23 protein-coding genes and 1 riboswitch are annotated in these 22058 nt (G+C 68.3%); of the genes, 7 read left to right on the top strand and 16 right to left on the bottom strand.

Annotated elements, in window-relative coordinates; all coding sequences use genetic code 11:
• Nucleotides 1–653, bottom strand: a 653-nt coding sequence (locus tag AC1RAD_RS13125; RefSeq protein WP_492735218.1) for an AMIN domain-containing protein, incomplete at its 3' end; no start/stop codon positions are given.
• The gene (gene tsaE, locus AC1RAD_RS13120; RefSeq protein WP_056579690.1) at nt 650–1144 is read right to left on the bottom strand and encodes a tRNA (adenosine(37)-N6)-threonylcarbamoyltransferase complex ATPase subunit type 1 TsaE; all 495 of its coding nucleotides are present in this window, start codon (nt 1142–1144) and stop codon (nt 650–652) included. The genes tsaE and AC1RAD_RS13125, both read right to left, overlap by 4 nt.
• Between tsaE and queG the strand changes: the two genes are divergently transcribed.
• Entirely contained in the window at nt 1130–2212 is a 1083-nt protein-coding gene (gene queG, locus AC1RAD_RS13115) for a tRNA epoxyqueuosine(34) reductase QueG (RefSeq protein ID WP_492735217.1), read from the top strand. The genes tsaE and queG overlap by 15 nt on opposite strands.
• On the opposite strand, the gene arsC is transcribed toward queG, so the two are convergent.
• The 10 genes from arsC to AC1RAD_RS13065 all read right to left on the bottom strand — a co-directional run bounded on the left by arsC (nt 2209) and on the right by AC1RAD_RS13065 (nt 13078).
• Nucleotides 2209–2589 carry an arsenate reductase (glutaredoxin) gene (gene arsC, locus AC1RAD_RS13110; protein WP_492735215.1) on the bottom strand — a complete coding sequence of 127 codons (381 nt, stop codon included), beginning with the start codon at nt 2587–2589 and terminating at the stop codon, nt 2209–2211. The genes queG and arsC overlap by 4 nt on opposite strands.
• 31 nt (nt 2590–2620) lie before the next feature.
• Entirely contained in the window at nt 2621–3322 is a 702-nt protein-coding gene (locus AC1RAD_RS13105) for a glutathione S-transferase family protein (protein ID WP_492735213.1), read from the bottom strand.
• A 41-nt stretch (nt 3323–3363) separates the two neighbouring features.
• Entirely contained in the window at nt 3364–3876 is a 513-nt protein-coding gene (locus AC1RAD_RS13100) for a 6,7-dimethyl-8-ribityllumazine synthase (protein ID WP_062473480.1), read from the bottom strand.
• A 113-nt stretch (nt 3877–3989) separates the two neighbouring features.
• A riboswitch (FMN riboswitch) is annotated at nt 3990–4148 on the bottom strand.
• A 97-nt stretch (nt 4149–4245) separates the two neighbouring features.
• A complete protein-coding gene (locus tag AC1RAD_RS13095) occupies nt 4246–6426 on the bottom strand; it encodes a TonB-dependent siderophore receptor (protein ID WP_492735212.1) in 2181 nt (726 codons plus the stop codon).
• A gap of 314 nt (nt 6427–6740) precedes the next feature.
• Nucleotides 6741–7835 (bottom strand): DNA glycosylase AlkZ-like family protein, encoded by a 1095-nt coding sequence (locus AC1RAD_RS13090; protein WP_492735210.1) that lies wholly within the window; start codon nt 7833–7835, stop codon nt 6741–6743.
• Between the two features lie 48 nt (nt 7836–7883).
• Entirely contained in the window at nt 7884–8762 is an 879-nt protein-coding gene (locus AC1RAD_RS13085) for a sugar phosphate isomerase/epimerase family protein (RefSeq protein WP_492735208.1), read from the bottom strand.
• 8 nt (nt 8763–8770) lie between these two features.
• The gene (locus AC1RAD_RS13080) at nt 8771–9958 is read right to left on the bottom strand and encodes a dihydrodipicolinate synthase family protein (RefSeq protein WP_492735206.1); all 1188 of its coding nucleotides are present in this window, start codon (nt 9956–9958) and stop codon (nt 8771–8773) included.
• Between the two features lie 19 nt (nt 9959–9977).
• The gene (locus AC1RAD_RS13075; protein WP_307589140.1) at nt 9978–11153 is read right to left on the bottom strand and encodes a Gfo/Idh/MocA family protein; all 1176 of its coding nucleotides are present in this window, start codon (nt 11151–11153) and stop codon (nt 9978–9980) included.
• Nucleotides 11154–11282: 129 nt separating this feature from the next.
• Nucleotides 11283–12266, bottom strand: a complete 984-nt coding sequence (locus AC1RAD_RS13070; RefSeq protein WP_139706941.1) for a tripartite tricarboxylate transporter substrate binding protein — start codon at nt 12264–12266, stop codon at nt 11283–11285.
• Between the two features lie 155 nt (nt 12267–12421).
• The gene (locus AC1RAD_RS13065) at nt 12422–13078 is read right to left on the bottom strand and encodes a TetR/AcrR family transcriptional regulator (RefSeq protein WP_070061270.1); all 657 of its coding nucleotides are present in this window, start codon (nt 13076–13078) and stop codon (nt 12422–12424) included.
• A 95-nt stretch (nt 13079–13173) separates the two neighbouring features.
• Between AC1RAD_RS13065 and AC1RAD_RS13060 the strand changes: the two genes are divergently transcribed.
• Nucleotides 13174–14898, top strand: a complete 1725-nt coding sequence (locus AC1RAD_RS13060) for a thiamine pyrophosphate-binding protein (RefSeq protein ID WP_095946947.1) — start codon at nt 13174–13176, stop codon at nt 14896–14898.
• Here the strand turns inward: AC1RAD_RS13060 and AC1RAD_RS13055 are convergent.
• Nucleotides 14864–15157 (bottom strand): hypothetical protein, encoded by a 294-nt coding sequence (locus tag AC1RAD_RS13055; RefSeq protein ID WP_492684252.1) that lies wholly within the window; start codon nt 15155–15157, stop codon nt 14864–14866. The genes AC1RAD_RS13060 and AC1RAD_RS13055 overlap by 35 nt on opposite strands.
• A 94-nt stretch (nt 15158–15251) precedes the next feature.
• Here AC1RAD_RS13055 and AC1RAD_RS13050 point away from each other — a divergent pair, with 94 nt between their 5' ends.
• The gene (locus AC1RAD_RS13050; RefSeq protein ID WP_492735203.1) at nt 15252–16031 is read left to right on the top strand and encodes a helix-turn-helix domain-containing protein; all 780 of its coding nucleotides are present in this window, start codon (nt 15252–15254) and stop codon (nt 16029–16031) included.
• Nucleotides 16032–16071: 40 nt separating this feature from the next.
• Here the strand turns inward: AC1RAD_RS13050 and AC1RAD_RS13045 are convergent, their stop codons facing one another.
• Both AC1RAD_RS13045 and AC1RAD_RS13040 read right to left on the bottom strand, forming a co-directional pair.
• Nucleotides 16072–16515, bottom strand: a complete 444-nt coding sequence (locus tag AC1RAD_RS13045; RefSeq protein ID WP_062473465.1) for an SWIB/MDM2 domain-containing protein — start codon at nt 16513–16515, stop codon at nt 16072–16074.
• Between the two features lie 155 nt (nt 16516–16670).
• Nucleotides 16671–17600 (bottom strand): DMT family transporter, encoded by a 930-nt coding sequence (locus AC1RAD_RS13040; protein WP_492735201.1) that lies wholly within the window; start codon nt 17598–17600, stop codon nt 16671–16673.
• Nucleotides 17601–17635: 35 nt separating this feature from the next.
• On the opposite strand from AC1RAD_RS13040, the gene AC1RAD_RS13035 reads away from it, so the two are divergent.
• Nucleotides 17636–18028, top strand: coding sequence for a gamma-glutamylcyclotransferase family protein (locus AC1RAD_RS13035; protein WP_492735200.1), 393 nt, complete (start codon nt 17636–17638; stop codon nt 18026–18028).
• A 232-nt stretch (nt 18029–18260) separates the two neighbouring features.
• The gene (gene aceA / locus AC1RAD_RS13030) at nt 18261–19592 is read left to right on the top strand and encodes an isocitrate lyase (RefSeq protein WP_056579731.1); all 1332 of its coding nucleotides are present in this window, start codon (nt 18261–18263) and stop codon (nt 19590–19592) included.
• Between the two features lie 98 nt (nt 19593–19690).
• On the opposite strand, the gene AC1RAD_RS13025 is transcribed toward aceA, so the two are convergent.
• Nucleotides 19691–20659 carry a GlxA family transcriptional regulator gene (locus AC1RAD_RS13025; protein ID WP_492735198.1) on the bottom strand — a complete coding sequence of 323 codons (969 nt, stop codon included), beginning with the start codon at nt 20657–20659 and terminating at the stop codon, nt 19691–19693.
• Between the two features lie 120 nt (nt 20660–20779).
• On the opposite strand from AC1RAD_RS13025, the gene AC1RAD_RS13020 reads away from it, so the two are divergent.
• Together AC1RAD_RS13020 and AC1RAD_RS13015 are read left to right on the top strand one after the other, a co-directional pair.
• Nucleotides 20780–21094 carry a putative quinol monooxygenase gene (locus tag AC1RAD_RS13020; RefSeq protein ID WP_070061263.1) on the top strand — a complete coding sequence of 105 codons (315 nt, stop codon included), beginning with the start codon at nt 20780–20782 and terminating at the stop codon, nt 21092–21094.
• A gap of 17 nt (nt 21095–21111) precedes the next feature.
• A complete protein-coding gene (locus AC1RAD_RS13015; RefSeq protein ID WP_492735196.1) occupies nt 21112–21909 on the top strand; it encodes a thioesterase family protein in 798 nt (265 codons plus the stop codon).
• Nucleotides 21910–22058: the final 149 nt, after the last annotated feature.

Raw genomic sequence — 22058 nt, 5'->3', positions numbered from 1 at the left:
GGGCCGGAGGGCGCGGGGCGCGCGGCCTGCTGCGCCATCAGGTCGCCCAGCGGGTCGCCGGGCGGCATGGCGGGGCGCACGGGCGCGGGGGCCGGCGACGGTGCGGCGGGGGCGGGCGGGGCGGTGGCGACGACAGGGCCGTTGCTCGGGGCGGTGGTGGTGCCGCTGCCGTTCTTGGGCGCATCGCGCAGCCGCTCGGCGATCAGCGCTTCCATCGGGTCGATGGCCTGCTCGGGGTACAGGTCGAGCACCAGCCGATGCTTGTAGGCGGCCACGGGCGCCAGCGAGAACACCTGCGGGCGCACGGTCTGCTTCAGGTCGAACACGATGCGCACGACCTTCGGTGCGTTCTGCCCGATGCGCAGGCCGTTGATGTACGGGTCGCCGGGCTTGATCTTGCCGACCAGGTCGCGCAGCTCGGTGTTCAGGTCGATGCCCTCGATGTCCACGGCCAGCCGGGGCGGGCTGCCGACCACCAGCTGCTGCGAGTTGAGGCGGGCGTCGGACTCGATGGTCACGCGGGTGTAGTCGGCGGCGGGCCACACGCGCACGGCGAGGATGCTGGCGCCGCGCGCGATCTGGTGCACGCCGAGCATCAGCGCGATGCTGCCGCCCTGCAGCAGCACGCGCCGTTTCAGGCCGGTCGCCTTCATGCGGCCAGGCACGCCAGCAGATCGCTGCCGCGAGGGGTGTTCGCCAGGAGGGTCACGCTGCGGGTGTCGTCGGTCATTGCTTCTATTTTAATAGCTAGGTCGGCAGGTGGGGTGCGCCCCGCGGCGTTTTCCGGCCACTCGGCCAGCTTGAGGCCCGGGCCCGCGAAGATGTCGCGGAAGCCCGCGTCGTCCCATTCGCGCGGGTCGGCGAAACGGTAGAAGTCGAAGTGGTAGATGGCCAGCCCGTCGGGCGCCTCGTGCGGCTCGACCACCGCGTAGGTGGGGCTCTTGATGCGTCCGGTGATACCGAGCGCGCGCAGCAGGTGACGCACGAAGGTGGTCTTGCCGGCGCCCAGGTCGCCCTGCAGCGCGATGAAAGCGTCGCGCAACGCGGGCGATGCGGCGAGCGCGCGCGCCAGCGCGTCGGTGTCGTCTTCGCCCTGCCAGCGCAGGGTGCGCGTTTCTACAATCGGCAAGTGATCGTCAGCCATCCACTCGTTGCTCGTATTCAGGCCTTGGCCCGGGAACTCGGATTCTCCCAAATCGGAATCGCGGGCGTCGATCTGTCGAGCGCCGAAGACGGTCTGATGCAATGGCTGGCCCATGGGTTCCATGGAGAAATGCAATACATGGCAACGCACGGCACGCGCCGCGCGCGGCCCGCGGAGCTGGTGCCGGGCACGGTGAGCGTGATCACCGCGCGCATGGACTACCTGCCGCGCGACACCGACGCCGAGTGGCAGGCCATCGAGTTCGACCGGCTGCGCCGGCCCGGCGAGGCCATCGTGTCGCTGTACGCGCGGGGCCGCGACTATCACAAGGTGCTGCGCAACCGCCTGGCCAAACTGGCCGAGAAGATCGCCGAGGAGGTCGGCCCCTTCGGCCACCGCGCCTTCACCGATTCGGCGCCGGTGCTCGAGGCCGAGCTCGCCTCGCGCAGCGGCCAGGGCTGGCGCGGCAAGCACACGCTGGTGCTCAACCGCGACGCGGGCTCGATGTTCTTCCTGGGCGAAATCTACGTCGACATGGCGCTGCCGCCGAGCGAGCCCGTCAGCGCGCACTGCGGCAGCTGCAGCGCCTGCATCGACGTGTGCCCGACGCGCGCCATCGTCGCGCCGCAGCGGCTCGATGCGCGCCGCTGCATCTCGTACCTGACGATCGAGCACGCCGGCGCCATTCCGGTGGAGCTGCGCCCGCTGATGGCCAACCGCATCTACGGCTGCGACGACTGCCAGCTGATCTGCCCCTGGAACAAGTTCGCGAAGAAGAGCACGCTGCCCGACTTCGATGCGCGCGAGGGGCTCACGGGCCGCACGCTGGCGGAGCTGTTCGCGTGGAGCGAAGAAGATTTTTTGCGCCGCACCGAAGGCAGCCCGATCCGCCGCATCGGCCACGAGCGCTGGCTGCGCAACATCGCGGTGGCGCTGGGCAATGCGGTGAGATCAGGCGAGGTCGGCGCGAAGGAAGCGCTGGCCACGCGCGCCGAACATCCGAGTGAACTGGTGCGCGAGCATGTCGCTTGGGGGCTGGCGCAGCAGCCCGAAGATCAACCGATTTAAGCGGGAAGAATCTCGCGCACGCGCTCCCACGGCCGGCACATGAGCGTGCCGCGCGGCGACACGACGATGGGCCGCTGCAACAGGATCGGGTTCGCCACGATCGCGTCGAACAGCTGGTCGTCCGTCAGTTTCTCGTCCCCCAGCTTCAGTTCTTCGTAGGGCGCTTCCTTCGTGCGCAGCAGGTCGCGCGCCGTCAGGCCCATGGCCTTCGCCAGCTCGCGCAGCTTCTTCTTCGAGGGCGGCGTTTCCAGGTACAGGACGATCTCGGGCTCCACGCCGCTTTCGCGGATCAAGCCCAGCACGTTGCGCGACGTGCTGCAGTTGGGCTTGTGGTAGATCGTCATCGGGTAGGCAGTGGTCGGTGTGCGTGCGGTCATGGCGTCGATTATGAGAAGAGAAGAACGGGCCTCAGCTTGTCTCTTCGTCCGCATCCATCGAGAACGGAAAGCGCGCCGCCCAGAACGCCGCCAGCCGCGGGTCGGCGTCCACGCGCCGCACCACGCGCGCCATGCGCGGCGCCACGCGGTAGAAGCGCCGGCGGGTCGGCGTCCAGCGCGACACCACGGTCACGTACAGGTCGAGCATGCTGAGCTTGTCGCCGAGCAGGTAGGGCGAAGGTTCGTCGATCTGCGTGTCCATGAGGTGCCAGCAGTGCGCGATGCGCGCGGCCGTGCGTTCGAGCACCACGGCCTGCGCGGCGGCATCGGCCGCGAGACGCGACGGCTCGTCGCGCACCCAGAACATCGAATAGATCGAGGCCGGCAGGTAGACCATCCAGCGCAGGTATTGCGCGCGGCGCGGGTCGCCGGGCGCGGGGCAGAGCCCGGCCTCGGGGTAGCGGTCGCCCAGCCAGATGAGGATGGCCGCACTCTCGGTCAAGACTTCGCCCGAAGGCAGCACGAGCGCGGGCACCTGCTGCATCGGGTTGACGCCGGTCAGCCGCTCGCGCTCGGACTCGCCCTCCCAGGGGGCGATGTCGACCGTGTCGACCTGCGCGCCGATCAGCGTCAGCGCGGCGTGGATGGGCGTGGCGCCCGAGCCGGGCGCCCCATAGAGGGTGTAGCGGTCGGCGGTTGCTGCTGCGACCGCCGGGGCGGATGGAGAGGCCATCCGCGCAGGTTACTGCAGGCGTGCGCCTCTTGCCAACCCGCTCAGGCGGCCAGCAGCGCGTCGACCTTGTCCAGCGCCTCGAGCGTCTTGAAGCAGGCCTCGGCCACTTCCGTGCCCTTGACCGCGAAGTGGCGATGGAAGTACTTGCGGTGCTCCACGTGCTCGTGGAAGTGGTGCGGCGTGAGCACGGCCGAGAAGATCGGCACGTCGGTCTCCAGCTGCAGCGACATCAGCGTGCTGACGACGGTGTTGGCGACGAACTCGTGGCGGTAGATGCCGCCGTCCACCACCAGCGCGCAGCCGATGATGGCCGCGTACTTGCCCGAGTTGGCCAGGCGCTTGGCGTGCAGCGGAATCTCGAAGGCGCCGGGCACATCGAAGATGTCGATGAGTTCGCGCGCCACGCCGAGCCGCGCCATCTCTTCGAGAAAGGCGTCGCGTGCCTGGTGGACGATGTCGGAATGCCATTGCGCCTCGACGAATGCGATGCGCTGGCCGCGCGGCGAACCCGACGCGGTGACGGCAGAAAGGGGAAGGTCGTTGATCTGACTCATGGTGTGCCTCTTGAAAGCAGGTTTCCTGAATCAGGGCGCACGAAACCACAGGCCCGCTCGCGCGCCGGTTTGCCCAAAAAGAGCAAAGCAAGGCGCGCGGGCATGCCCGCATTTCGCGCTCTCTTTCATCCGGACTGTGACCGTCGGCTTCGGAATCGCACCGAAATCTGCTGACCCTCGAACCTGTGGCAGGTCCGAGGCGCTCGCGGGCTTGTGCAACTTTCGTTGCCATCACCGCCGGTGGGGAATTGCACCCCGCCCTGAGAACGCTTGCCGTCCGGCGAACCGGACGACGGCGCGATTCTAGAAGCACGCCGCCGGGCCGGTTGTCGCCCGCGCGCCAGACCTTCGAGCGCGCGGGGATTTGCTTCAGAAGCGGTACGTCGCGCTCGCGGTCAGGGTACGGCGCTGGCCGTAGAAGCAGTCGCCGCGCGCCAGGCAGGTGGTGATCTGCACCTTGTCGGTCAGGTTGGCCACGTTGAGCGCCAGGCGCAGCGGGCCGTTGTCCCACGCGAACATCGCGTCGAACAGCGTGACCGCGGGCGCGGGGTTGCTGTCCATGCCGTCGTACGACTTGCCCAGGTAGCGCACGCCGCCGCCGGCCGAGAAGCCGTGCAGGCCGCCGATCGAGAAGCGCTTGGTCACCCAGGCCGAGGCCGTGTGCTTGGGCACGCCCGAGATGCGCTTGCCCAGGTCGGAGCCGTTGCTCTTCGACACGCGCGCGTCGGTGTAGGCGTACGAGGCGATCCAGTCCCAGTCGCGCGCGATGCTGCCCTTGTACTCGAGCTCCAGGCCCTTCACGTGCACTTCGCCGAGCTGCACGCTGTTGAGCGGGTTGGTCGGGTCGGGGGTCTTGCGGTTGGTGTCGCGCAGGTCGTACACGGCCGCCATGAACGAGGTGCGCTGGCCCGCGGGCTCCCACTTCACGCCGGCTTCCCACTGCTTGCCGCGCTGCGGCTTGAAGGGGTTGTTCGACGTGTCGACGCCGCCCAGCGGCAGGAACGATTCGGCGTAGCTCAGGTACGGCGCCCAGCCGCCGTCGGCCAGGTAGACCAGGCCGGCGCGCTTGGTGGTGGCCTTGTCGTCGGCCGCCGCGGCGGGGCGGCCTTCGGTGTCGGTGGTGGCCTTGTCGTGGCGCAGGCCCAGCAGGCCGATCCAGCGGCCGTACTTGACCTGGTCCTGCACGTACAGGCCCGCCTGCTTCTGCACCACCTCGGGTGCGCGCGTGAAGCTGGTGGGGGCCGTGTAGTTGCCGTACACCGGCGCGTACACGTCGAGCGCGCCCGCGCGGCCACGGCCCGAGAGCTTGGAGGTGGTGTTGCGCTGGAAGTCGGCGCCCAGCAGCAGCGTGTGCTCGACCTCGCCGGTCCTGAAGTGCGCCTCGGCCTGGTTGTCGAGCAGCAGCATCTTGCCGCCGTTGATGTCGCTGCTCAGGTCGCGCTCGATGGTGCGTTGGTCGGCGTTGAACACCGGACGCGCCGGACGGCCCGTGAGGCGGTTGGCCGTGAAGCTGGTGTACGAGGTGTTGTACCAGACCTTGCTCTCGGTCGAGCGCAGGTTCTGGCGCACCGTCCAGGTGTCGTTGAGGCGGTGGCTGAACAGGTAGCCCAGCGAGGTGCTGCGCGTGTCGAAGCGGTCGAAGCCCGGCTCGCCGGTGAAGGTCGAGGTCGGGATGCGGCCGTACAGCGAGGGCAGCAGCGTGCCCTGCCACGGGAAGAAGCCGATCAGCGAGCCGCTCTTGTCCTTCTGGTAGGACGCCTGCAGCGTGAGCGAGGTGTCGGCGCTCGGGCGCCAGGTGAGCGAGGGCGCGATCGCGATGCGGTCGTCCGACACGTGGTCGACCTGCGTGCCGCTGTCGCGGTTCACGGCCACGAGGCGGTACATCCACTTGCTCTCGGGGTCGAGCGAGCCGGTGAAGTCGGCGGCGATCTGCTTGCGCGCGTTGTTGCCCAGCTGCAGCTGCACCTCGCGCTGCGTCTCGGCCTGCGGACGCTTCGACACGAGGTTGAGCACGCCGCCGATGCCGCCCTGGCCGTACAGCACCGACGAGGGACCGCGCAGCAGCTCGACGCGTTCGAGCATGTACGGGTCGGGTCGGCTGGCGTTGTAGGTGCCGTAGGTGCGTTGCAGGCCGTCGAGGTACTGCACGGCGTCGCCGCCGCGGGCCTTGAACGAATCCACGCGGCTGTCGAAGTAGCTCGACACCACGCCGGCCGTGTAGTTGGTGGTCTCGCGCAGGGTGAGCGCGCCCTGGGCTTCGATCTGGTCACGCGTGACGACCGAGATGGCCTGCGGCGTCTCGATCAGCGGCGTGTCGGTCTTGGTGGCCGTGCTGCCGCGCCTGGCGACGAAGCCCGTCACGGGACCGGTGGCGGTCTCGCCCGCATCGCCCGAGACGGTGACGGTGGGCAGCGCCTGCCGCGTTTCGGCAGCAGCGGCTTCTTGCGCGTGGGCGTGTGCGCTGGCGGCGAGCGCCACGGCGGTGACCGCGAGCGTGGCATAGCCCCGCCGCGTGCGCGGCGTTCCGGGGCGACGATTCTTGGATGTCATGTGCAGCTTCTCCTGTGTCCTGCGTCAGGTGTGTCTAGGGCGGGGGAGTGGCTGCGGCGCGGTCAGGCGCGCCATGGCTTCTCGGGTGCGATCGAAAAAAACGGAAACGAACGAGCGCGTGCCGTGGCGCATTCCGAAAGGAAAGCGCATCCGGCTGGTGTTGTGTGTCTACGGCGTCGTGGGGGCAGTGGCCGGGGGCGACGACGTGGGGTGTCGTCGCTCGGGCTGCTGCGTCTTCGTTCCTTCGAAGACGGCTGGCGGGCTCGCGGCGGGCGCGGGCAGCTGGCTGAGGCGCGCGATTATAAAAGGCCGCGTCAGCGGCCCGCGAGGAACTGCGTCATGCGGTGCAGTTCTTCGTCGAGGCCCGCGCGGAAGGCCGCGCCGTGCGGCTTCTTCACATCGGCATAACCGAAGGCCGGCTGCAACCGACCTTCAGGCGCGCTCACATTGGCCCACCCGATCACGCGGTCGTGCCACAGCATCGGCAGCGCGTAGTAGCCGAACTGCCGTTTCGGCGCGGGCGTGTAGGCCTCGAACTTGTACGTCCAGCTCCACAGTAGCTCGAAGCGGCGGCGGTCCCACACCACCGGGTCGAAGGGCGCGAGCAGGCGCACCGCCTCGTCGGGCGCATGGCGGCGCGAGGCGGGGTTCTCGTCGGCGGGCCAGTACCAGGTGGTGCCATCGATGCGGCAACTGGCCAGCTCCTCGCGCGCCAGCCGCAGCGCCGCCTGCGTCTGCGCAGCCAGGTGCGGCGCGCCATAGCCGAGCAGGCGAACGAGGTAGGTCAGGCTCGTGGCCGGCAGCGGCGCGTACTTGCGCACCACCAGTTCGATGAGCGCCGCCGCACGCTGCGCGCGCCCGGCGGGGCTGTCGTCGGCGGGCGGATGGCTCACGGCCTCGTACACCCGCGTGCCGCTGTCGCGCCGCACCACGCGCAGCAGGCCGCGATAGTGCATGCCGTCTAGCAGGTGCGTGGTCGCATTGCTGGAGCCGCCCCAGTAGTTCTGAATGCGGCCGTGCGCGAAGTGCTGTTCGACCTGGCGCGGATGCACCGGGCCGTGGTCGCGCACATAGGCCAGCACGTCGGCGGCCTTGCGGCGCGTGTCGGCGTCCCAGGCTTTCTTGGCCTCGCGCGGATGCATCAGCGCCAGGTGTTCGCGCGGCAGGAAGCCGTAGTTGACGAGGCAGTCCTCCTCGATCGCAAGCCGCGCGTAGCGGCTTTCGAGATCGCCCGCGCGGTAGTCCTTCACGCGGTGGCGCAGCGTGAGGTCTTGCGCACGCGCCGGCGCACGGATCGGGTCGGCCTGGACGAAGCCGAGCTTGCGGATGGCGGCGGGGAGCGTCGTCGGCGTGAAGAGGGTGCGCGCGACGGCGTAGCGGCGCAGGTCGTCGAGGGTGGGGTCAGCCATGGGGCGAATTGCAGCACAAGCGGCTGTCTTTCGCTTCGGCCGGATCGATCAGACCGCGCTGCGGTGTCGTTCGATGCAGACGTCGAGCGTCTCCGCCCTAGGCCGTTGCCACCAGTCCAGGTTCGAAAAGATCTCGACCTCGCTGAAACCCGCGAAGCCTGCATCCTCGACCCAGCCGCGGATTTTCTTCAGCTCGACCACGCCATCGCCCATCATCCCGCGATCGGAGAGCAGGTCGCGCGTCGGCGTGAGCCAGTCGCAGACGTGGTACGCCAGCAGCCGTTCGCGGCCGGCGCGGGCGATCTGCTGCTGCAGCTTCGGGTCCCACCACACGTGGTAGATGTCGAGCGCCACGCCGAGCAGGCCGGTCTTGCCCGCATCGAGTTCGTCGCACAGGTCGAGCGCGTGCTCGAGCGTGTTGATGCACGCGCGGTCGGCCGCCTGCATCGGGTGCAGGGGTTCGATGGCCAGCGGCATGCCGACCTCCCGGGCGTATTCGAGTGAGGCGGCGATGCCGTCGCGCACCTCGCTGCGCGCGCGGCCGATGTCCTTGTACGCCACCTTGCCGTCGAGCGCGCCGGGCAGGGCGCCGACGACCAGCACGAGGCAGGGTGCGTCGAGCGTCTTTGCCTCGTCGATGGCGCGGCGGTTGTCGTCGAGCGCGGCCTTCAGGCCGGCCGCATCGGGCGCCGGGAAGAAGCCGCCCCGGCAGTAGCCCGAGAGGCCGATGCCGTGCGCCTTCAACTGCTTGGCCACCTTGTCGAGCCCGACGGCCGCAACCTGGTCGCGCCATGGGCTGATGGCGCGGATGCCGCGTTCGGCGCACTGGTCGATGAGGCGGTCCAGCGGCACCTCGGCGCCCGACTGCTTGCGGATGGTCGCCGTGTTGATCGACAGCCAGTCGTGGTTTTGCGAAAAGTCGCGCATGGTCGCCATCAGCCTTCCACGCCGTGCAGTGCCAGCAGCGTCTTCATGCGCCGCACCGCGAGCTCGGGCTGCTCCAGCAGGTTGGCTGCATCCGCGAGACGGAAGAGCTCGGCGAAGTGCTGCAGCGAGCGCGTGCTCTGCTGCCCGCCCACCATCGTGAAGTGCTTCTGGTGGCCGTTGAGCCAGGCCATGAACACCACGCCCGTCTTGTAGAAGCGCGTGGGCGCCGCGAAGATGTGGCGCGACAGCGGCACCGTGGGGCCGAGGATCGCGTGGAACTTCTCGCTGTTGCCTTGCGCCAGTGCGCCCAGCGCGGCACTCGCGGCGGGCGCGATGGCGTCGAAGATGCCCAGCAGCGCATCGCTCTTGCCGTGCGTCGGCTCGCTGCCGAAGCCGTCGCCAGCGATCAGTTCGGCATAGTTGAAATCGTCGCCCGTGTACATGCGAACGCCCTTGGGCAGGCGGCGGCGCATCGCGATTTCCTTGTCCTTGTCGAGCAGCGAAATCTTGATGCCATCAACCTTCTCTGGATGCGCCGCGATGATGCCCACGGCGGTGCCCATCGCCGCATCGACATCCTTCGTGCCCCAGTAGCCCGCAAGCGCCGGGTCGAACATGTCGCCCAGCCAATGCAGCACCACGGGCTGCTTCGCCTGGCTCAGGATGCGGTCGTACACGCGCTCGTAGTCGGCGGGGCTCTTGGCCACGCGGGCCAGTGCGCGGCTGGCCATCACGATCAGCTTGCCGCCGAGCGCCTCGATGGCGGCCATCTGTTCTTCGTAGCCACGGATCACGTCGTCGACGCTCTTCACGTCGTCGATGTTCAGGTGGTCGGTGCCGCAGCCCGAGGCGACGAGCGCGCCGGGCATGTCCTTCGCGGCGTCGAGCGAGCGGCGGATCAGTTCGAGCGACGTGGGCCAGTCGAGGCCCATGCCCCGCTGCGCGGTGTCCATCGCCTCGGCCACGCCCAGGCCCAGCGAGAACAGGTGGCGGCGGTAGGCGATGGTGGTGTCCCAGTCGACCGCGCATTGCAGCCACGGGTCGACGGCGGCGAGCGGGTCGGCCACGACGTGCGCGGCCGAGTAGGCGATGCGGTTGAACTTGACGCCCGCTTCGGGCTTCACCGGCGCGGTGCCGCGCAGGGCGTAGGGCGCGAGCGCGCCGCTCGCAGTGGGAAGGGTCAGCGACAGTGCCATGGCTTTGTCTTCTTCTTCCTCAGACCTTCAGCGTGGGCACGTCGATCCAGCGGCGCTCCTGCCACGAGGCGAGCGCGGCCTCGACCAGCTGCACGCCCTTGGCGCCTTCGGGCAGCGTCCACTTGTAGGGCGCGTCTTCCACCACGTGGCGGATGAAGTGTTCCCACTGGATCTTGAAGCCGTTGTCGTAGACCTGCGAGTCCGGAATCTCCTGCCACTGGTCGAAGAAGTTCATCGTCTGCTTCTCGTCGGGGTTCCACACCGGGCGCGGCGTGGCCACGCGCGACTGGGCGCGGCAGCTCGACAGGCCCGCCACAGCCGAGCCGTCGGTGCCGTCGACGTGGAAGGTCACGAGGTCGTCGCGGCGCACGCGCGTGGCCCAGCTCATGTTGAGCTGCGCGATCACCGGCTCGCCGTTGTGGCCCGTGAGTTCGCAGGTGGCGTAGGCCGCGTCGTCGGCGGTGGCCTCGTAGGGCTTGCCGGCTTCGTCCCAGCGCGTGGGGATGTGCGTGGCGCCGATGCACGACACCGACTTCACCTCGCCGAACAGGTTGTCCAGCACGTAGCGCCAGTGGCACATCATGTCCAGGATCATGCCGCCGCCGTCTTCCTTGCGGTAGTTCCAGCTCGGGCGCTGGATGGGCTGCAGGTCGCCCTCGAACACCCAGTAGCCGAACTCCAGGCGCACGCTGAGCATGCGGCCGAAGAAGCCCGCACGGCGCAGCATGTCGAGCTTGCGCAGGCCGGGCAGGAAGAGCTTGTCCTGCACCGCGCCGTGCTTCAGGCCCGTGGCCTTGCCGGCTTCGTCGGCCAGGCGGGCGATCTCGACGGCCTCGTTGAGGTTGGTGGCGATCGGCTTCTCGCAGTACACGTGCTTGCCGGCGCGGATGGCCTTGGCCAGCAGCGTGGGGCGCATCTGCGTGGTGCCGGCGTCGAAGAAGACGGTGTCGTCCTTGTTCGCGAGCGCCTGGTCGAGGTCGGTGCCCCAGCGCGGGATGTTGTGGGCCTTGGCGAGCGCTTCCATCTTCTCGGCGTTGCGGCCGATGAGGATCGGGTCGGGCATGACCTTGTCGCCGTTGGACAGCGTCACGCCGCCCTGGGCGCGGATGGCGCAGATGGAGCGGATCAGGTGCTGGTTCATGCCCATGCGTCCGGTGACGCCGTGCATGATGATTCCGAGACGTTGGATGGCCATCGTGGGTTCCTTGGGGAGATGCAGGGGAAAAGAGAAAGGGGCTTCGATCGGCGTGGCGCGTGGCAACGCCGGGGCAGGCCGGGCTGCCCCGCGTGCACGACGCGGCGCGGGACCTCGGCGTGTCTGCTGTTACTGCTGGACCGCGAGGCCGGCGGCCTTCACGAGCTGCGCGTTGCTGGTGATCTCGTCCTTGATGTAGGCGTCGAACTGCTCGGGCTTGAGCGTCCAGGCGTCGGCGCCCAGCTTGAGGAAGCGCTCCTTCACCTCGGGCGTGGCCAGGGCCTTGACCACTTCGTCGTGCAGGCGGTTGACGACGTCGCGCGGCGTCTTGGCGGGCGCCATCATGCCGATCCAGAAGTTGAACTCGGAGCCGGGGACGCCTGCTTCGGTGGTGGTGGGCACGTCGGGCAGGGCGGCGGCGCGCTTGGGCGAGCCCACGGCCAGTGCGAGCAGCTGGCCTTCCTTGATCTGGCCGATGACGGGTGCGATGGGCGAGAAGTAGTAGTCGACGCGGCCCGAGAGCACTTCGGTGACGGCCTCGCCCGATCCCTTGAATGGGATGTTGGTCGCATCGATCTTCGCGGCCATCTTGAATTTTTCGGCGTTCAGGTGCGTGGCGCTGCCCTGGCCGGCCGAGGCGAAGTTCATGCTGCCGGGCTTGGCGCGCGCGGCGGCCAGCAGCTGCGGCAGGGTCTTGATGTTCTTGCTGGGCGAGATGACCAGCGCGTTGGGCAGCGACGAGATCGGCGTGACGCCCGCGAAGTCGTGCACCGTGTCGAAGGGCAACTTGGCGAAGGTCGACGGGCTCACCGTGTGCGACGACGAATGGATCATCACCGTGTAGCCGTCGGGCGCGGCCGTGGCCACCGCCTGCTGGCCGATGGTGCCGCTGGCGCCACCGCGGTTCTCGATGATCAGCGCCTGGCCCATGCTGGTGCCCATCTTGTCGGCGATGGCGCGGGCAATGATGTCCGTCGTGCTGCCGGCGGCGAACGGAACGATCACGCGGATCGGCTTGGTGGGGTAGCCGTTCTGCGCGGCCGCCAGACCCGGCAGCAGGGCGGCCAGGCAGGTCAGCGAGGCCAGGAGGGTGGTGCGTGCAAGTTGCTTCAAGGTTGTCTCCGCGCGGTCGGGCCGCAGTTCTTGAGTCATCAATTCACCATTGAGTGAATTAGTGAATTGTAGGAACGGCTGCGCCGCAGCGTCAACCGACGCTGCTTGGTGAAAACCCGGGGGCGTGGAAAAGGGCGCCTGCAGCGCCCGAAGGCTCAGTGCAGGACGTAGCCCAGCACGAGGTCGGTCATGTGCGACAGGCGTTGCGCCATCGCCTTGGGGGCACGCAGGTCACGCCCGAAGATGGCCGACAGCGTGTGGTTGTTCGAGAGGTAGAAGTAGCACAGCGAGGCGATCGAGATGTACAGCTGCACCGGGTCGACGCCGGCGCGAAAGAGGTTGTCCTTCTTGCCGCGCTCCAGCACGGTGTCGAGCAGCTGCACCAGCGGCGAGTTCATCTCCTGGATGCGCTCGGAGCGCTTCAGGTGCGCCGCGCCGTGCAGGTTCTCGCTGTTGAGCAGCGTGATGAACTCGGGGTGCTCCAGGTAGTAGTGCCAGGTGAACGACACCAGCTGGCGGATCGCCTCGACGGGCTCGATCTCGTCCAGGTGCAGGCGCTGCTCGGCGGCGCGGATGTCGGCGTACACGCGCTCCAGCACGGCCAGGAACAGGTCGTCCTTGCTGCCGAAGTAGTAGTAGATGAGGCGCTTGTTCAGGCCCGCGCGCTCGGCGATGCTGTCCATGCGCGCACCGGCCAGGCCGCGTGCGGCGAACTCGTCGCGCGCCGACGCGAGGATGGCCAGTTGCGAGCGGTCGGCGTCGCGCGAGCGCGGCTCGAGCGTTTCGGGCAAAGAGTCCTTGGGGGCCTTCATGACGCGAATTTAACCAATTGGGGAATTAAGACAAGGCGTGGAAGGCAGGCACACATAATCGCCGGAGACATTTGCAACTGAGGTTCGAACTTTCCATGAGTACATCACAACCCGCGGGCCACCTGATCGTCGAGTGCCTGGTCGAACAGGGCATGCAACTCGCCTTCGGCGTACCGGGCGAGAGCTTCCTGGCGGTGCTCGACGGCTTCCATGCGTACCGCGATCGCGCACGCTTCGTGGTGAACCGGCAGGAGGGCGGCGCGGCCTTCATGGCCGAGGCGCACGGCAAGCTCACGGGGCGCCCGGGCGTGTGCTTCGTGACGCGCGGGCCGGGCGCGACCAATGCCTCGATCGGCGTGCACAACGCCTTCCAGGATTCGACGCCGATGGTGCTGTTCGTGGGCGACGTCGGCAGCGACTTCCGCGACCGCGAGGCCTTCCAGGAAGTGGACTACGCCAGCTTCTTCGGGCCGAGCACCAAGGGTTTCGCCAAGCGCGTGGAGCGCATCGACGACGCCGACCGCATTCCCGAGTACATCGCGCGCGCCTTCGCCACCGCGATGAACGGCCGGCCGGGCCCGGTCGTGCTGGTGCTGCCCGAGGACATGCTGCGCACCGAAACGGCGGCACGGCCGCTGGCGCGCGTGGAGGCGGTCCAGCCGTGGAGCGACCCGGGCGCGCTGCGCACGCTGCGCGAGCTGCTGCTGAAGGCGCAGCGCCCGCTGCTGATCGCCGGCGGCGGTGGCTGGACGCCGCAGGCCGCGCAGGCGCTGCAGCGCTTCGCCGAGAACTGGCGCCTGCCGGTGGCGAACGCCTTCCGCTTCCAGGACACCTTCGACAACCACCACCCGCAGTACGCGGGCGATGTGGGCATTGCGATCAACCCGAAGCTCGCGCAGCACGTGAAGGACGCCGACCTGGTCCTGGCCATCGGCCCGCGCCTGGGCGAGATGACGACCGGCGGCTACACGCTGCTCGAAGCGCCGAAGGCCAAGCAGACGCTGGTGCACATCCACGCGAGCGCCGAAGAACTGAACCGCGTCTACCAGGCCGACCTGGCGATCAACGCCGGCATGAGCGCCGCGGCGCGCAGCCTCGAGGTGCTGAGCGCGCCGCCCTCGCTGCCATGGGAAGCCTGGACGCAGCAGCTGCACGCCGACTACGAAGCCTGGCTGCAGCCGCAGGCGCTCGCCGGCATGCCGGCCGAGACGCCGCGCGGTGCGGTCGACATGGCGGCTGTGGTGGCGCTGCTGCAAAAGCACCTGCCGGCGGATGCGGCCATCACCAACGGCGCTGGCAACTTCGCGAGCTGGGTGCACCGCTACTTCCGCTACCACGGGCTCGCCAAGGGCGCCAAGACACAGCTGGCACCCACCAGCGGGGCGATGGGCTATGGCGTGCCGGCGGGCATTGCCGCGAGCATCGCCACCGGGCGCGTGGCCTTCACCATCGCGGGCGACGGCGACTTCCTGATGAACGGGCAGGAGCTGGCAACGGCCTCGCAGCACGGCGGCAAGAGCATCGTCGTGCTGCTCAACAACGGCATGTTCGGCACGATCCGCATGCACCAGGAGCGCGAGTACCCCGAGCGCACCAGCGGCACCGCGCTGCGCAACCCCGACTTCTGCGGCCTGGCGCGCGCGTACGGCTACGCGGCCGAGCGCGTCACCGAGACGGCGCAGTTCGAGGCTGCGCTGCTGCGTGCGCTGGCGGCCGACACCGGCACGCTGATCGAGATCCCGCTCGACCCCGAGGTGATCACCACGCGCGGCACGCTGGCGTCGATCACGCGCGCGGCGAAGCAGCAGGCGCAGGGCTGAGCGTCACGCGATGGCGGGCCACCTCGTCGCGCAGCGCGGGCGAGCGCAGTTCGAAGACGTCGAACAGGCCGAGCGCATCGAGCGTGGGGATCAGCGCCGCGAGGTCGTCGCGGGCGACGCGGCGTTCGTCGGCCGTGGCGGTCGGGTCTTCGAGCACGCGCGCATTGGCAAGGAAGGCGCCGACCGAGCCCTTGCGCACGGTGTGGCCGTCGATGACGGTGAAGTCCTGTCCGTCGGGAATGATGTCTTGCGCTTTCATGGGGATTCCTTGGTGGAGATGCCTTCGATGCTAGGCAGCGGGGCGGTCCCCGGCTTGCGGCGCGGGGCCAATCGATACCGCCTGCGGGCCAGCCATGGCGGCTGAATCGCCCGCCACGCTCTGGCGCTACGCGCACGAGGCGCCGCGCGTCACGGGCTGCCACGCGCACGCGACCGGCCAGCTGTTCGCGCTGCGCGAAGGCCTGCAGGTCATCGAGACGCCCGCAGGGCGCTGGGTGCAGCCGCCGGGATGGATCGGCTGGATCGCGCCGCGCTGCGCCCATGCCGCGCAAAGCTTCGGGGCCACGGCGGGATGGCATCTGCACATCGATGCGTCGGCTGCGGCGGCGCTGCCGGACGGGCCGCATGTCTTTGCCGCCACGCCGCTGGTGCAGGAGCTGGTGGCGCGGCTGATGTCGCTGGCGCCCTCCGACGCACTGCTGGAGCCCCGCCGCGCGCGATTGGTGGGCGTGCTGGTCGACGAACTGGCGGCCGGCGGGCGCGAGTCGCTGCATCTGCCGATGCCGCAGGACCCGCGGCTGGTGGCGATGGCGAGCGCACTGGCGAACGATCCGGCATTGGCCGATGGCATCGACGACTGGGCCGATCGCATCGGCATGGCCCGTCGCACGCTCACGCGCCGCTTCGCTGCCGAGACCGGGCTGAGCTTCACGCAATGGCGCCAGCAGGCGCGCCTGCTCAAGGCCATCAAAATGCTGAGCCTGCGCGAGCCGGTGACGGCGGTGGCGCTGACGGTGGGCTACAGCTCGGTGAGTGCCTTCATCGAGGCCTTCCGCAAGCACTTCGGCTGCACGCCCGCGCGCTTCTTCGAGGCGGGCGAGGGCTTGCTGCAGGTGAAAAAAAAGCCCGCATGACGCGGGCTTTTTGACTCAGGAGCACGAGGCCCCCGAACGCTTACTTGACGTGCTTGCCAATCAGCGCAGCCAGTTCGAACATCGAAACCTGGGCCTTGCCGAAGATTTCCTTCAGCTTGGCGTCGGCGTTGATGTTGCGCTTGTTGGCCTTGTCTTGCAGGTTGTTCTTCTTGATGTAGTCCCACAGCTTGCTCACCACAGCGGTGCGCGGCAGAGGCGTCGAACCGACCACAGCGGCCAGGGCCGGGCTGGGGGTCAGGGCCTTCATGAACGCAGCGTTGGGGGTGCGCTTCTTGGCGGGAGCGGCCTTCTTTGCAGGAGCCTTCTTCGCCGGTGCAGCCTTCTTTGCAGGAGCAGCCTTCTTGGCGGGCGCCGCTGCCTTCTTGGCCGGTGCGGCCTTCTTTGCAGGAGCCGCAGCCTTCTTTGCGGGAGCGGCCTTCTTTGCCGGAGCTTTCTTGGCCGGAGCCTTCTTTGCAGTTGCCATGGTTGATTTCCTTTTTTGGTTGAACGTTCACCAATGAAAAACTTGCGTCTCCAGTGGCAATGCGGATGCTAAATGAGAAAAAACGCGTTTCCAAGGGAAAAAGCGCTTTTTTCATTGGGAGCTGTTGTTTTTTCAGAGGGGAGAAGGGACGTTGTTCACGTTCGTCGCCCCGGCCACGTCGCCAGCACCACGCCCACGAGGGCGATCGCGAACGCAAGCAGCTGCGGTGAAGTGAGGTTTTCCCCGAGCACGAGCACGCCCACGAGCGCCGCGCTGACGGGCAGCAAGACAGTGAAGACACCCGCTTGTGCCGCTGGTACGTGACGAAGTCCGGTCATCCACAGCCACACGGTCCAGATGCTGGCGGCCAGTGCGTAGACCACCAGCAGTGCCCAGGTGCCGAAGCGCACGGCGGTGAAGTCGAACTGCAGCGCGAACCAGATGCCGAAGGGCATCGACAGCACGAAGCCCCACAGGTTGATGAGCGACGCGATGCGCTTGGGTCCCAGCTTGCCGGTGAGCGACTTGCCGATCACCGCATAGGCGGCCTCGCAGAGCACCGCGCAGAACACGAGCAGGTTGCCGAGCCAGGGCATCGACGGCGCGCCGACCCCACTGCCGGTGGTGGCCGGTGCGTGGGTCGGCGTGAAAGCGAGTAGGCCGATGCCCAGTGCCGCGCAGGCAATGGCCAGGCCGATGCGCACCGTGATGCGCTCGCGCAGGAAGAGCCAGCTGGCCACAGCGACCACGGCGGGGATCGACGCCATGATCACGCCCGCCGACACCGCGCTGGTGAGGCTCACGCCGAACAGCATGCAGATCGAGAACAGGAAGTTGCCGAGGAAGGACTCGAGGAACACGAGCCCGCGCGTGCGTGCGCTCATGGGCGGTTCGTCGGGCGTGCGCTGGAGCCAGTGCGGCATCGCGAGGGCCGCGATGCCGAAGCGCAGCCACGCCAGCAGCAGCACCGGGAAGGCTGCCACCAGCGGCTTGGAGAGGGCGACGTAGCTGCCGACGAGCGACATGCTCAAGGCCAGGCAACCGTAGGCCACGAGGCGGCCGGAGGTGGGAGCGGCGGGGTTCAATAGACTGGGTGCTGGTTGTTGATCGGATGGATTCGATGATGCCCCACGTTCTTGTCTACGGCACGCTGCGGCGCGGCGGGCGCAACGACATCGCGCGCTACCGGCCGGCGCCGGTGTTCGTCGGCGAGGCCGTCATCGCGGGCACGCTGTACGACCTGGGCGCGTACCCGGGCGTGGCGCTCGGCGGCGCGGGGCGTGTGAGGGGCGAGGTCTATCGCATCGCGCCGCAGGTCGAGCGCGAACTCGACCGGCTCGAGGAAGTGGCCGACGACGATTCGGGCGAGTACATCCGGCGCCGCCTGCGCGTGGCGGTGGGAACGCAATCGATCGACTGCCTGGTCTACGAGATCCATCCGACGCGCATCGCGGGCCGCCATGTGATCGACAGCGGCGACTGGATCGCGCATGCGGCGGGCGCCGCGGGATAGGCGCCGTTTTCACAACCGAAAGAGCGATTCCGTATCGCGAAAATTCAAACTGCTGCGCCGCAATATTTTTTCTCGATATGAGAAAAATAATTTCTCATTGAGAAATATCTCCGTAAGTTGTTGATTTTGTTGGTTCAAAAATATGTCTTCTATAAGACATAAGAGTCCGCGATCGGATTACAGTAACCCCACGGCCGCAACGCCAACCTTCAATCAACCTCACGGAGTGACCATGCCCCAGACCCTGAACGAACAACTGAGCCGCGAACAGCAAATTGCCGCCCTCGAAAAGGACTGGGCCACCAATCCGCGCTGGAAGGGCGTGAAGCGCGGCTACAGCGCGGCCGACGTGGTTCGCCTGCGCGGTTCGCTCCCCATCGAGCACACGCTGGCCAAGCGCGGCGCCGAGAAGCTCTGGGCCAAGATCAACGGCGGTGCCAAGAAGGGCTACGTGAACGCCTTCGGCGCGATCTCCGCTGGCCAAGCCATGCAGCAAGCCAAGGCTGGCCTCGAAGCCGTGTACCTGTCGGGCTGGCAAGTCGCCGCCGACGGCAACACGTCCGAAACGATGTACCCCGACCAGTCGCTGTACGCCTACGACTCGGTGCCGACGATGGTCCGTCGCATCAACAACACCTTCAAGCGCGCCGACGAAATCCAGTGGGGCCGTGGCATCAACCCGGGCGACAAGGAATTCATCGACTACTTCCTGCCGATCGTCGCGGACGCTGAAGCCGGCTTCGGCGGCGTGCTGAACGCCTTCGAACTGATGAAGAACATGATCGCGTCGGGCGCCGCCGGCGTGCACTTCGAAGACCAGCTGGCGGCCGTCAAGAAGTGCGGTCACATGGGCGGCAAGGTGCTCGTGCCGACGCAGGAAGCCTGCGAGAAGCTGATCTCGGCGCGTTTCGCCGCCGACGTCATGGGCGTGTCGACCATCGTCCTGGCCCGCACCGATGCGGAAGCCGCGAACCTGATCACGTCCGACCACGACGCCAACGACAAGCCTTTCCTGACCGGCGAGCGCACGCAAGAAGGCTTCTACCGCGTCAAGAACGGCCTGGAGCAAGCCATCAGCCGCGGTGTCGCCTACGCACCGTACGCCGACCTGGTGTGGTGCGAAACCGGCGTGCCGGACATCGGCTTCGCCCGTGAGTTCGCGCAAGCCGTGCACGCCGCCTGCCCCGGCAAGCTGCTGTCGTACAACTGCTCGCCGTCGTTCAACTGGAAGAAGAACCTGGACGACAAGCAGATCGCCTCGTTCCAGGAAGACCTCTCGGCGCTGGGCTACAAGTACCAGTTCATCACGCTGGCCGGCATCCACATCAACTGGTTCAACACCTTCCAGTTCGCCCACGCGTATGCCAACGGCGAAGGCATGAAGCACTACGTCAACATGGTGCAGGAACCCGAGTTCGCCGCACGCGACAAGGGCTACACCTTCGTGTCGCACCAGCAGGAAGTCGGCGCCGGCTACTTCGACGACGTGACCACCGTGATCCAGGGCGGCTCGTCCAGCGTGAAGGCGCTGACCGGTTCGACCGAAGAAGAACAGTTCCACTGAGCTGCCTTCATTGATCGCTGAGTGACGGCGCGTTGCGCTGTCGCCCCCCAAGCCCGGCCTCGTGCCGGGCTTTTTCGTGGGCGCTCGACGGGCGGGGCTCAGGCTTCGAGCCGCACCTCGCGCACGCCGCGCCCCAGCCGCTGGCGCAGCAGCGTGCGCAAGGTGACGCCGTCCGCGTAGCCGACCATGCCCGCGATCTGCTCGAGGCTCTTGTTGCTGGTCTTGAGCAGGTGCACGGCGCGTTCGACGCGCAGGTCCTGCACGTACGACAACGGGCTCTTGCCCAGCACCTGCTGCATGCGCCGCGCCAGCGTGCGCTTGCTGGTGCCCGCGGCCCGCGCCGCTTCGTCGAGCGAGAAACCCTCGGCCAGCCGCCCGCGCGCCCAGCGCTCGAAGCGCTCCACCAGCGGGTCGGCATGCGAGAGGTGGTCGGAGATCACGTAGGCCGACTGCGACGGGCGCGAGTCCACGATGAGGTAGCGCGCGACCAGCGCCGCGAGTTCGGGGCTGGCCTGGCGCACCAGCCACAGCGCCATGTCGACGTGGCTCAGCGCCGCGCCCGCCGTGACGAGCGGCCCCGAGCTGACCAGCATGCGCGAATCGTCGAGCAGCACCGCCGGGTAGCGCTGCCGGAAGAGGGTGGCCAGCCACCAGGTGGTGGTCGCCTTGTGGCCCGCGAGCACGCCGGCTTCCGCCAGCACGAAGGTGCCGATGCACGCGGCGGCGATGCAGCCGCCGTCTTCGGCACGCGCGCGCAGTGCCGCGCAGGCATCGCGGACGTCGGCGCGTTGCAGGGCGGGCTCCAGCGTCTCGGGCATCTTGCAGCCCAGCGCCGGAACGACCAGCCAGTCGGTGGCGGCGCCGGTGTCGGCCAGCGTGTGCGTCACCGGCACGGTGAAACCCTGGGCGGTGCGCACGCGCTTGCGGGTGCCCACGATGGTGACGTCGAAAGGTGCCACGTCGAGCTGCAACATGGCGGCGAGTTCGTTCGCGGTGGTGAAGACGTCGAGCACCGTGGCCAGGCCGGAGTCGAACACGCCGTCGAGGGCGAGGACATCGAGTTTCATGGCAATAACGATACCAAAGATGTCAAAAAAGCCAATGGTCCAGAGGGCGGGGCTTGCCTAGAGTCCATGCCAGCGCCGCGCAATCCCGTGCGCCGTTGTTGTCCACCCAGGAGATGTCCCATGATCAAGTTCGCACTGTTCGCCCGCCTCGAAGCCAAGCCCGGCAAGGAAGCCGCCGTCCAGCAATTCCTCGAGGCCGGCCTGGCCATGGCGCGCGAGGAAAAGACCACGCCGATCTGGTTTGCGCTGCGGCTGTCGCCCAGCACCTTCGGCGTGTTCGATGCGTTCGAGGACGAGGCCGGCCGCCAGGCGCACCTGACCGGCCCGATCGCCCAGGCCCTGATGGCACAGGCGCCCGAGCTGTTCGCCGGACCGCCCTCGATCGAGCCGATCGAAGTGCTCGGCCTCAAGAACGTGGCGGCCGCGGCGTCGTGAGCGTGCAGGCGCAGCCCATGACGACACTCGTCGGCGACCCGGTGTTCGTCAGCGACGGCGAACGCTTCGTGCCCACCGAGGCGGCCATCGGCCCGTGGTCCGCCGATGCCCTGCAGGGCAGCGCGACCGCCGCGCTGCTCGTGCGCGCGCTCCAGGCGCACGAGGCAAGCCGCGGCCGCGAGGTGGCGCGGTTGAGCTTCGATTTCTGGCGCCCGGCGAGCCGGGCGCCGATCACGCTCGAATTCACCCTGCTGCGAGACGGCGCCAAGGCGCGCACGGTGGCGTTCGACATGGTCCAGGATGGCAAGTCCGTGCTGCGTTGCACCGCCTTGCTGCTGCGCAGCGGGCAGACGCCCGCACTGCCGGCCGCCGACGCCTTCGCCGCCGCGACATTCGCACCGCCGGAAGAGGGCGCGCCCATTCCCGCGGCGGCGTCCCGCATGAGCCCGTTCTTTGCCGGCGTGGACGTGCGCATGGCACGCGGGCAGATCCTCGAGCCCGGCCCGGCTGCGGCATGGTTGCGCCTGGGCCGGCCGCTGGTCGACGCCGAGGCCGCATCGCCTCTGGCCCAGGTGGCCTCGGCGGCCGATCTCGTGGCAGGCATCTCGCAGTGGGCGCATCCGGCGCGGCTGGGTTTCGTCAATGCCGACCTGACGATCAACCTGCGGAGGGCGCCGCGCGGCGACTGGGTGCTGGTCGACGCCCTCACGCTTGCGGGCCCGATGGGCACGGGCTATGCCGTCGGGCAGCTGCACGACCGCGACGGGCCGGTCGGGCAGTGCGTTTCCAGCCTCCTGTTCGAGGCGCGCGGCTGAAGCGGGCAGCGGCTAGAATCGCCCACTCTGCACTCAACAAGAGCGAGAAAGGCACCTTGGTTATGACACCGCGAACTACCCCGCAAGGATTCAGCGGCTTTTTCTTCTTCGAAGGAAAGGGCCGGTAGCCCCGCGCTCGCTGGTTTTTC

This window comes from Variovorax sp. GW823-FHT04B03, from assembly GCF_058796495.1.
The sequence above is the reverse complement of the archived record's forward strand: the minus strand, read 5'-3'. Positions and strand labels throughout refer to the sequence as shown.

Excerpts from the sequence above, each read along its gene's own strand:
- tsaE (WP_056579690.1), bottom strand. The coding sequence starts at position 1,144 with ATGGCTGACGATCACTTGCCGATTGTAGAAACGCGCACCCTGCGCTGG.
- arsC (WP_492735215.1), bottom strand. The coding sequence starts at position 2,589 with ATGACCGCACGCACACCGACCACTGCCTACCCGATGACGATCTACCAC.
- AC1RAD_RS13105 (WP_492735213.1), bottom strand. The coding sequence starts at position 3,322 with ATGGCCTCTCCATCCGCCCCGGCGGTCGCAGCAGCAACCGCCGACCGC.
- AC1RAD_RS13100 (WP_062473480.1), bottom strand. The coding sequence starts at position 3,876 with ATGAGTCAGATCAACGACCTTCCCCTTTCTGCCGTCACCGCGTCGGGT.
- AC1RAD_RS13095 (WP_492735212.1), bottom strand. The coding sequence starts at position 6,426 with ATGACATCCAAGAATCGTCGCCCCGGAACGCCGCGCACGCGGCGGGGC.
- AC1RAD_RS13090 (WP_492735210.1), bottom strand. The coding sequence starts at position 7,835 with ATGGCTGACCCCACCCTCGACGACCTGCGCCGCTACGCCGTCGCGCGC.
- AC1RAD_RS13085 (WP_492735208.1), bottom strand. The coding sequence starts at position 8,762 with ATGCGCGACTTTTCGCAAAACCACGACTGGCTGTCGATCAACACGGCG.
- AC1RAD_RS13080 (WP_492735206.1), bottom strand. The coding sequence starts at position 9,958 with ATGGCACTGTCGCTGACCCTTCCCACTGCGAGCGGCGCGCTCGCGCCC.
- AC1RAD_RS13075 (WP_307589140.1), bottom strand. The coding sequence starts at position 11,153 with ATGGCCATCCAACGTCTCGGAATCATCATGCACGGCGTCACCGGACGC.
- AC1RAD_RS13065 (WP_070061270.1), bottom strand. The coding sequence starts at position 13,078 with ATGAAGGCCCCCAAGGACTCTTTGCCCGAAACGCTCGAGCCGCGCTCG.
- AC1RAD_RS13060 (WP_095946947.1), top strand. The coding sequence starts at position 13,174 with ATGAGTACATCACAACCCGCGGGCCACCTGATCGTCGAGTGCCTGGTC.
- AC1RAD_RS13055 (WP_492684252.1), bottom strand. The coding sequence starts at position 15,157 with ATGAAAGCGCAAGACATCATTCCCGACGGACAGGACTTCACCGTCATC.
- AC1RAD_RS13050 (WP_492735203.1), top strand. The coding sequence starts at position 15,252 with ATGGCGGCTGAATCGCCCGCCACGCTCTGGCGCTACGCGCACGAGGCG.
- AC1RAD_RS13045 (WP_062473465.1), bottom strand. The coding sequence starts at position 16,515 with ATGGCAACTGCAAAGAAGGCTCCGGCCAAGAAAGCTCCGGCAAAGAAG.
- AC1RAD_RS13035 (WP_492735200.1), top strand. The coding sequence starts at position 17,636 with ATGATGCCCCACGTTCTTGTCTACGGCACGCTGCGGCGCGGCGGGCGC.
- aceA (WP_056579731.1), top strand. The coding sequence starts at position 18,261 with ATGCCCCAGACCCTGAACGAACAACTGAGCCGCGAACAGCAAATTGCC.
- AC1RAD_RS13025 (WP_492735198.1), bottom strand. The coding sequence starts at position 20,659 with ATGAAACTCGATGTCCTCGCCCTCGACGGCGTGTTCGACTCCGGCCTG.
- AC1RAD_RS13020 (WP_070061263.1), top strand. The coding sequence starts at position 20,780 with ATGATCAAGTTCGCACTGTTCGCCCGCCTCGAAGCCAAGCCCGGCAAG.
- AC1RAD_RS13015 (WP_492735196.1), top strand. The coding sequence starts at position 21,112 with ATGACGACACTCGTCGGCGACCCGGTGTTCGTCAGCGACGGCGAACGC.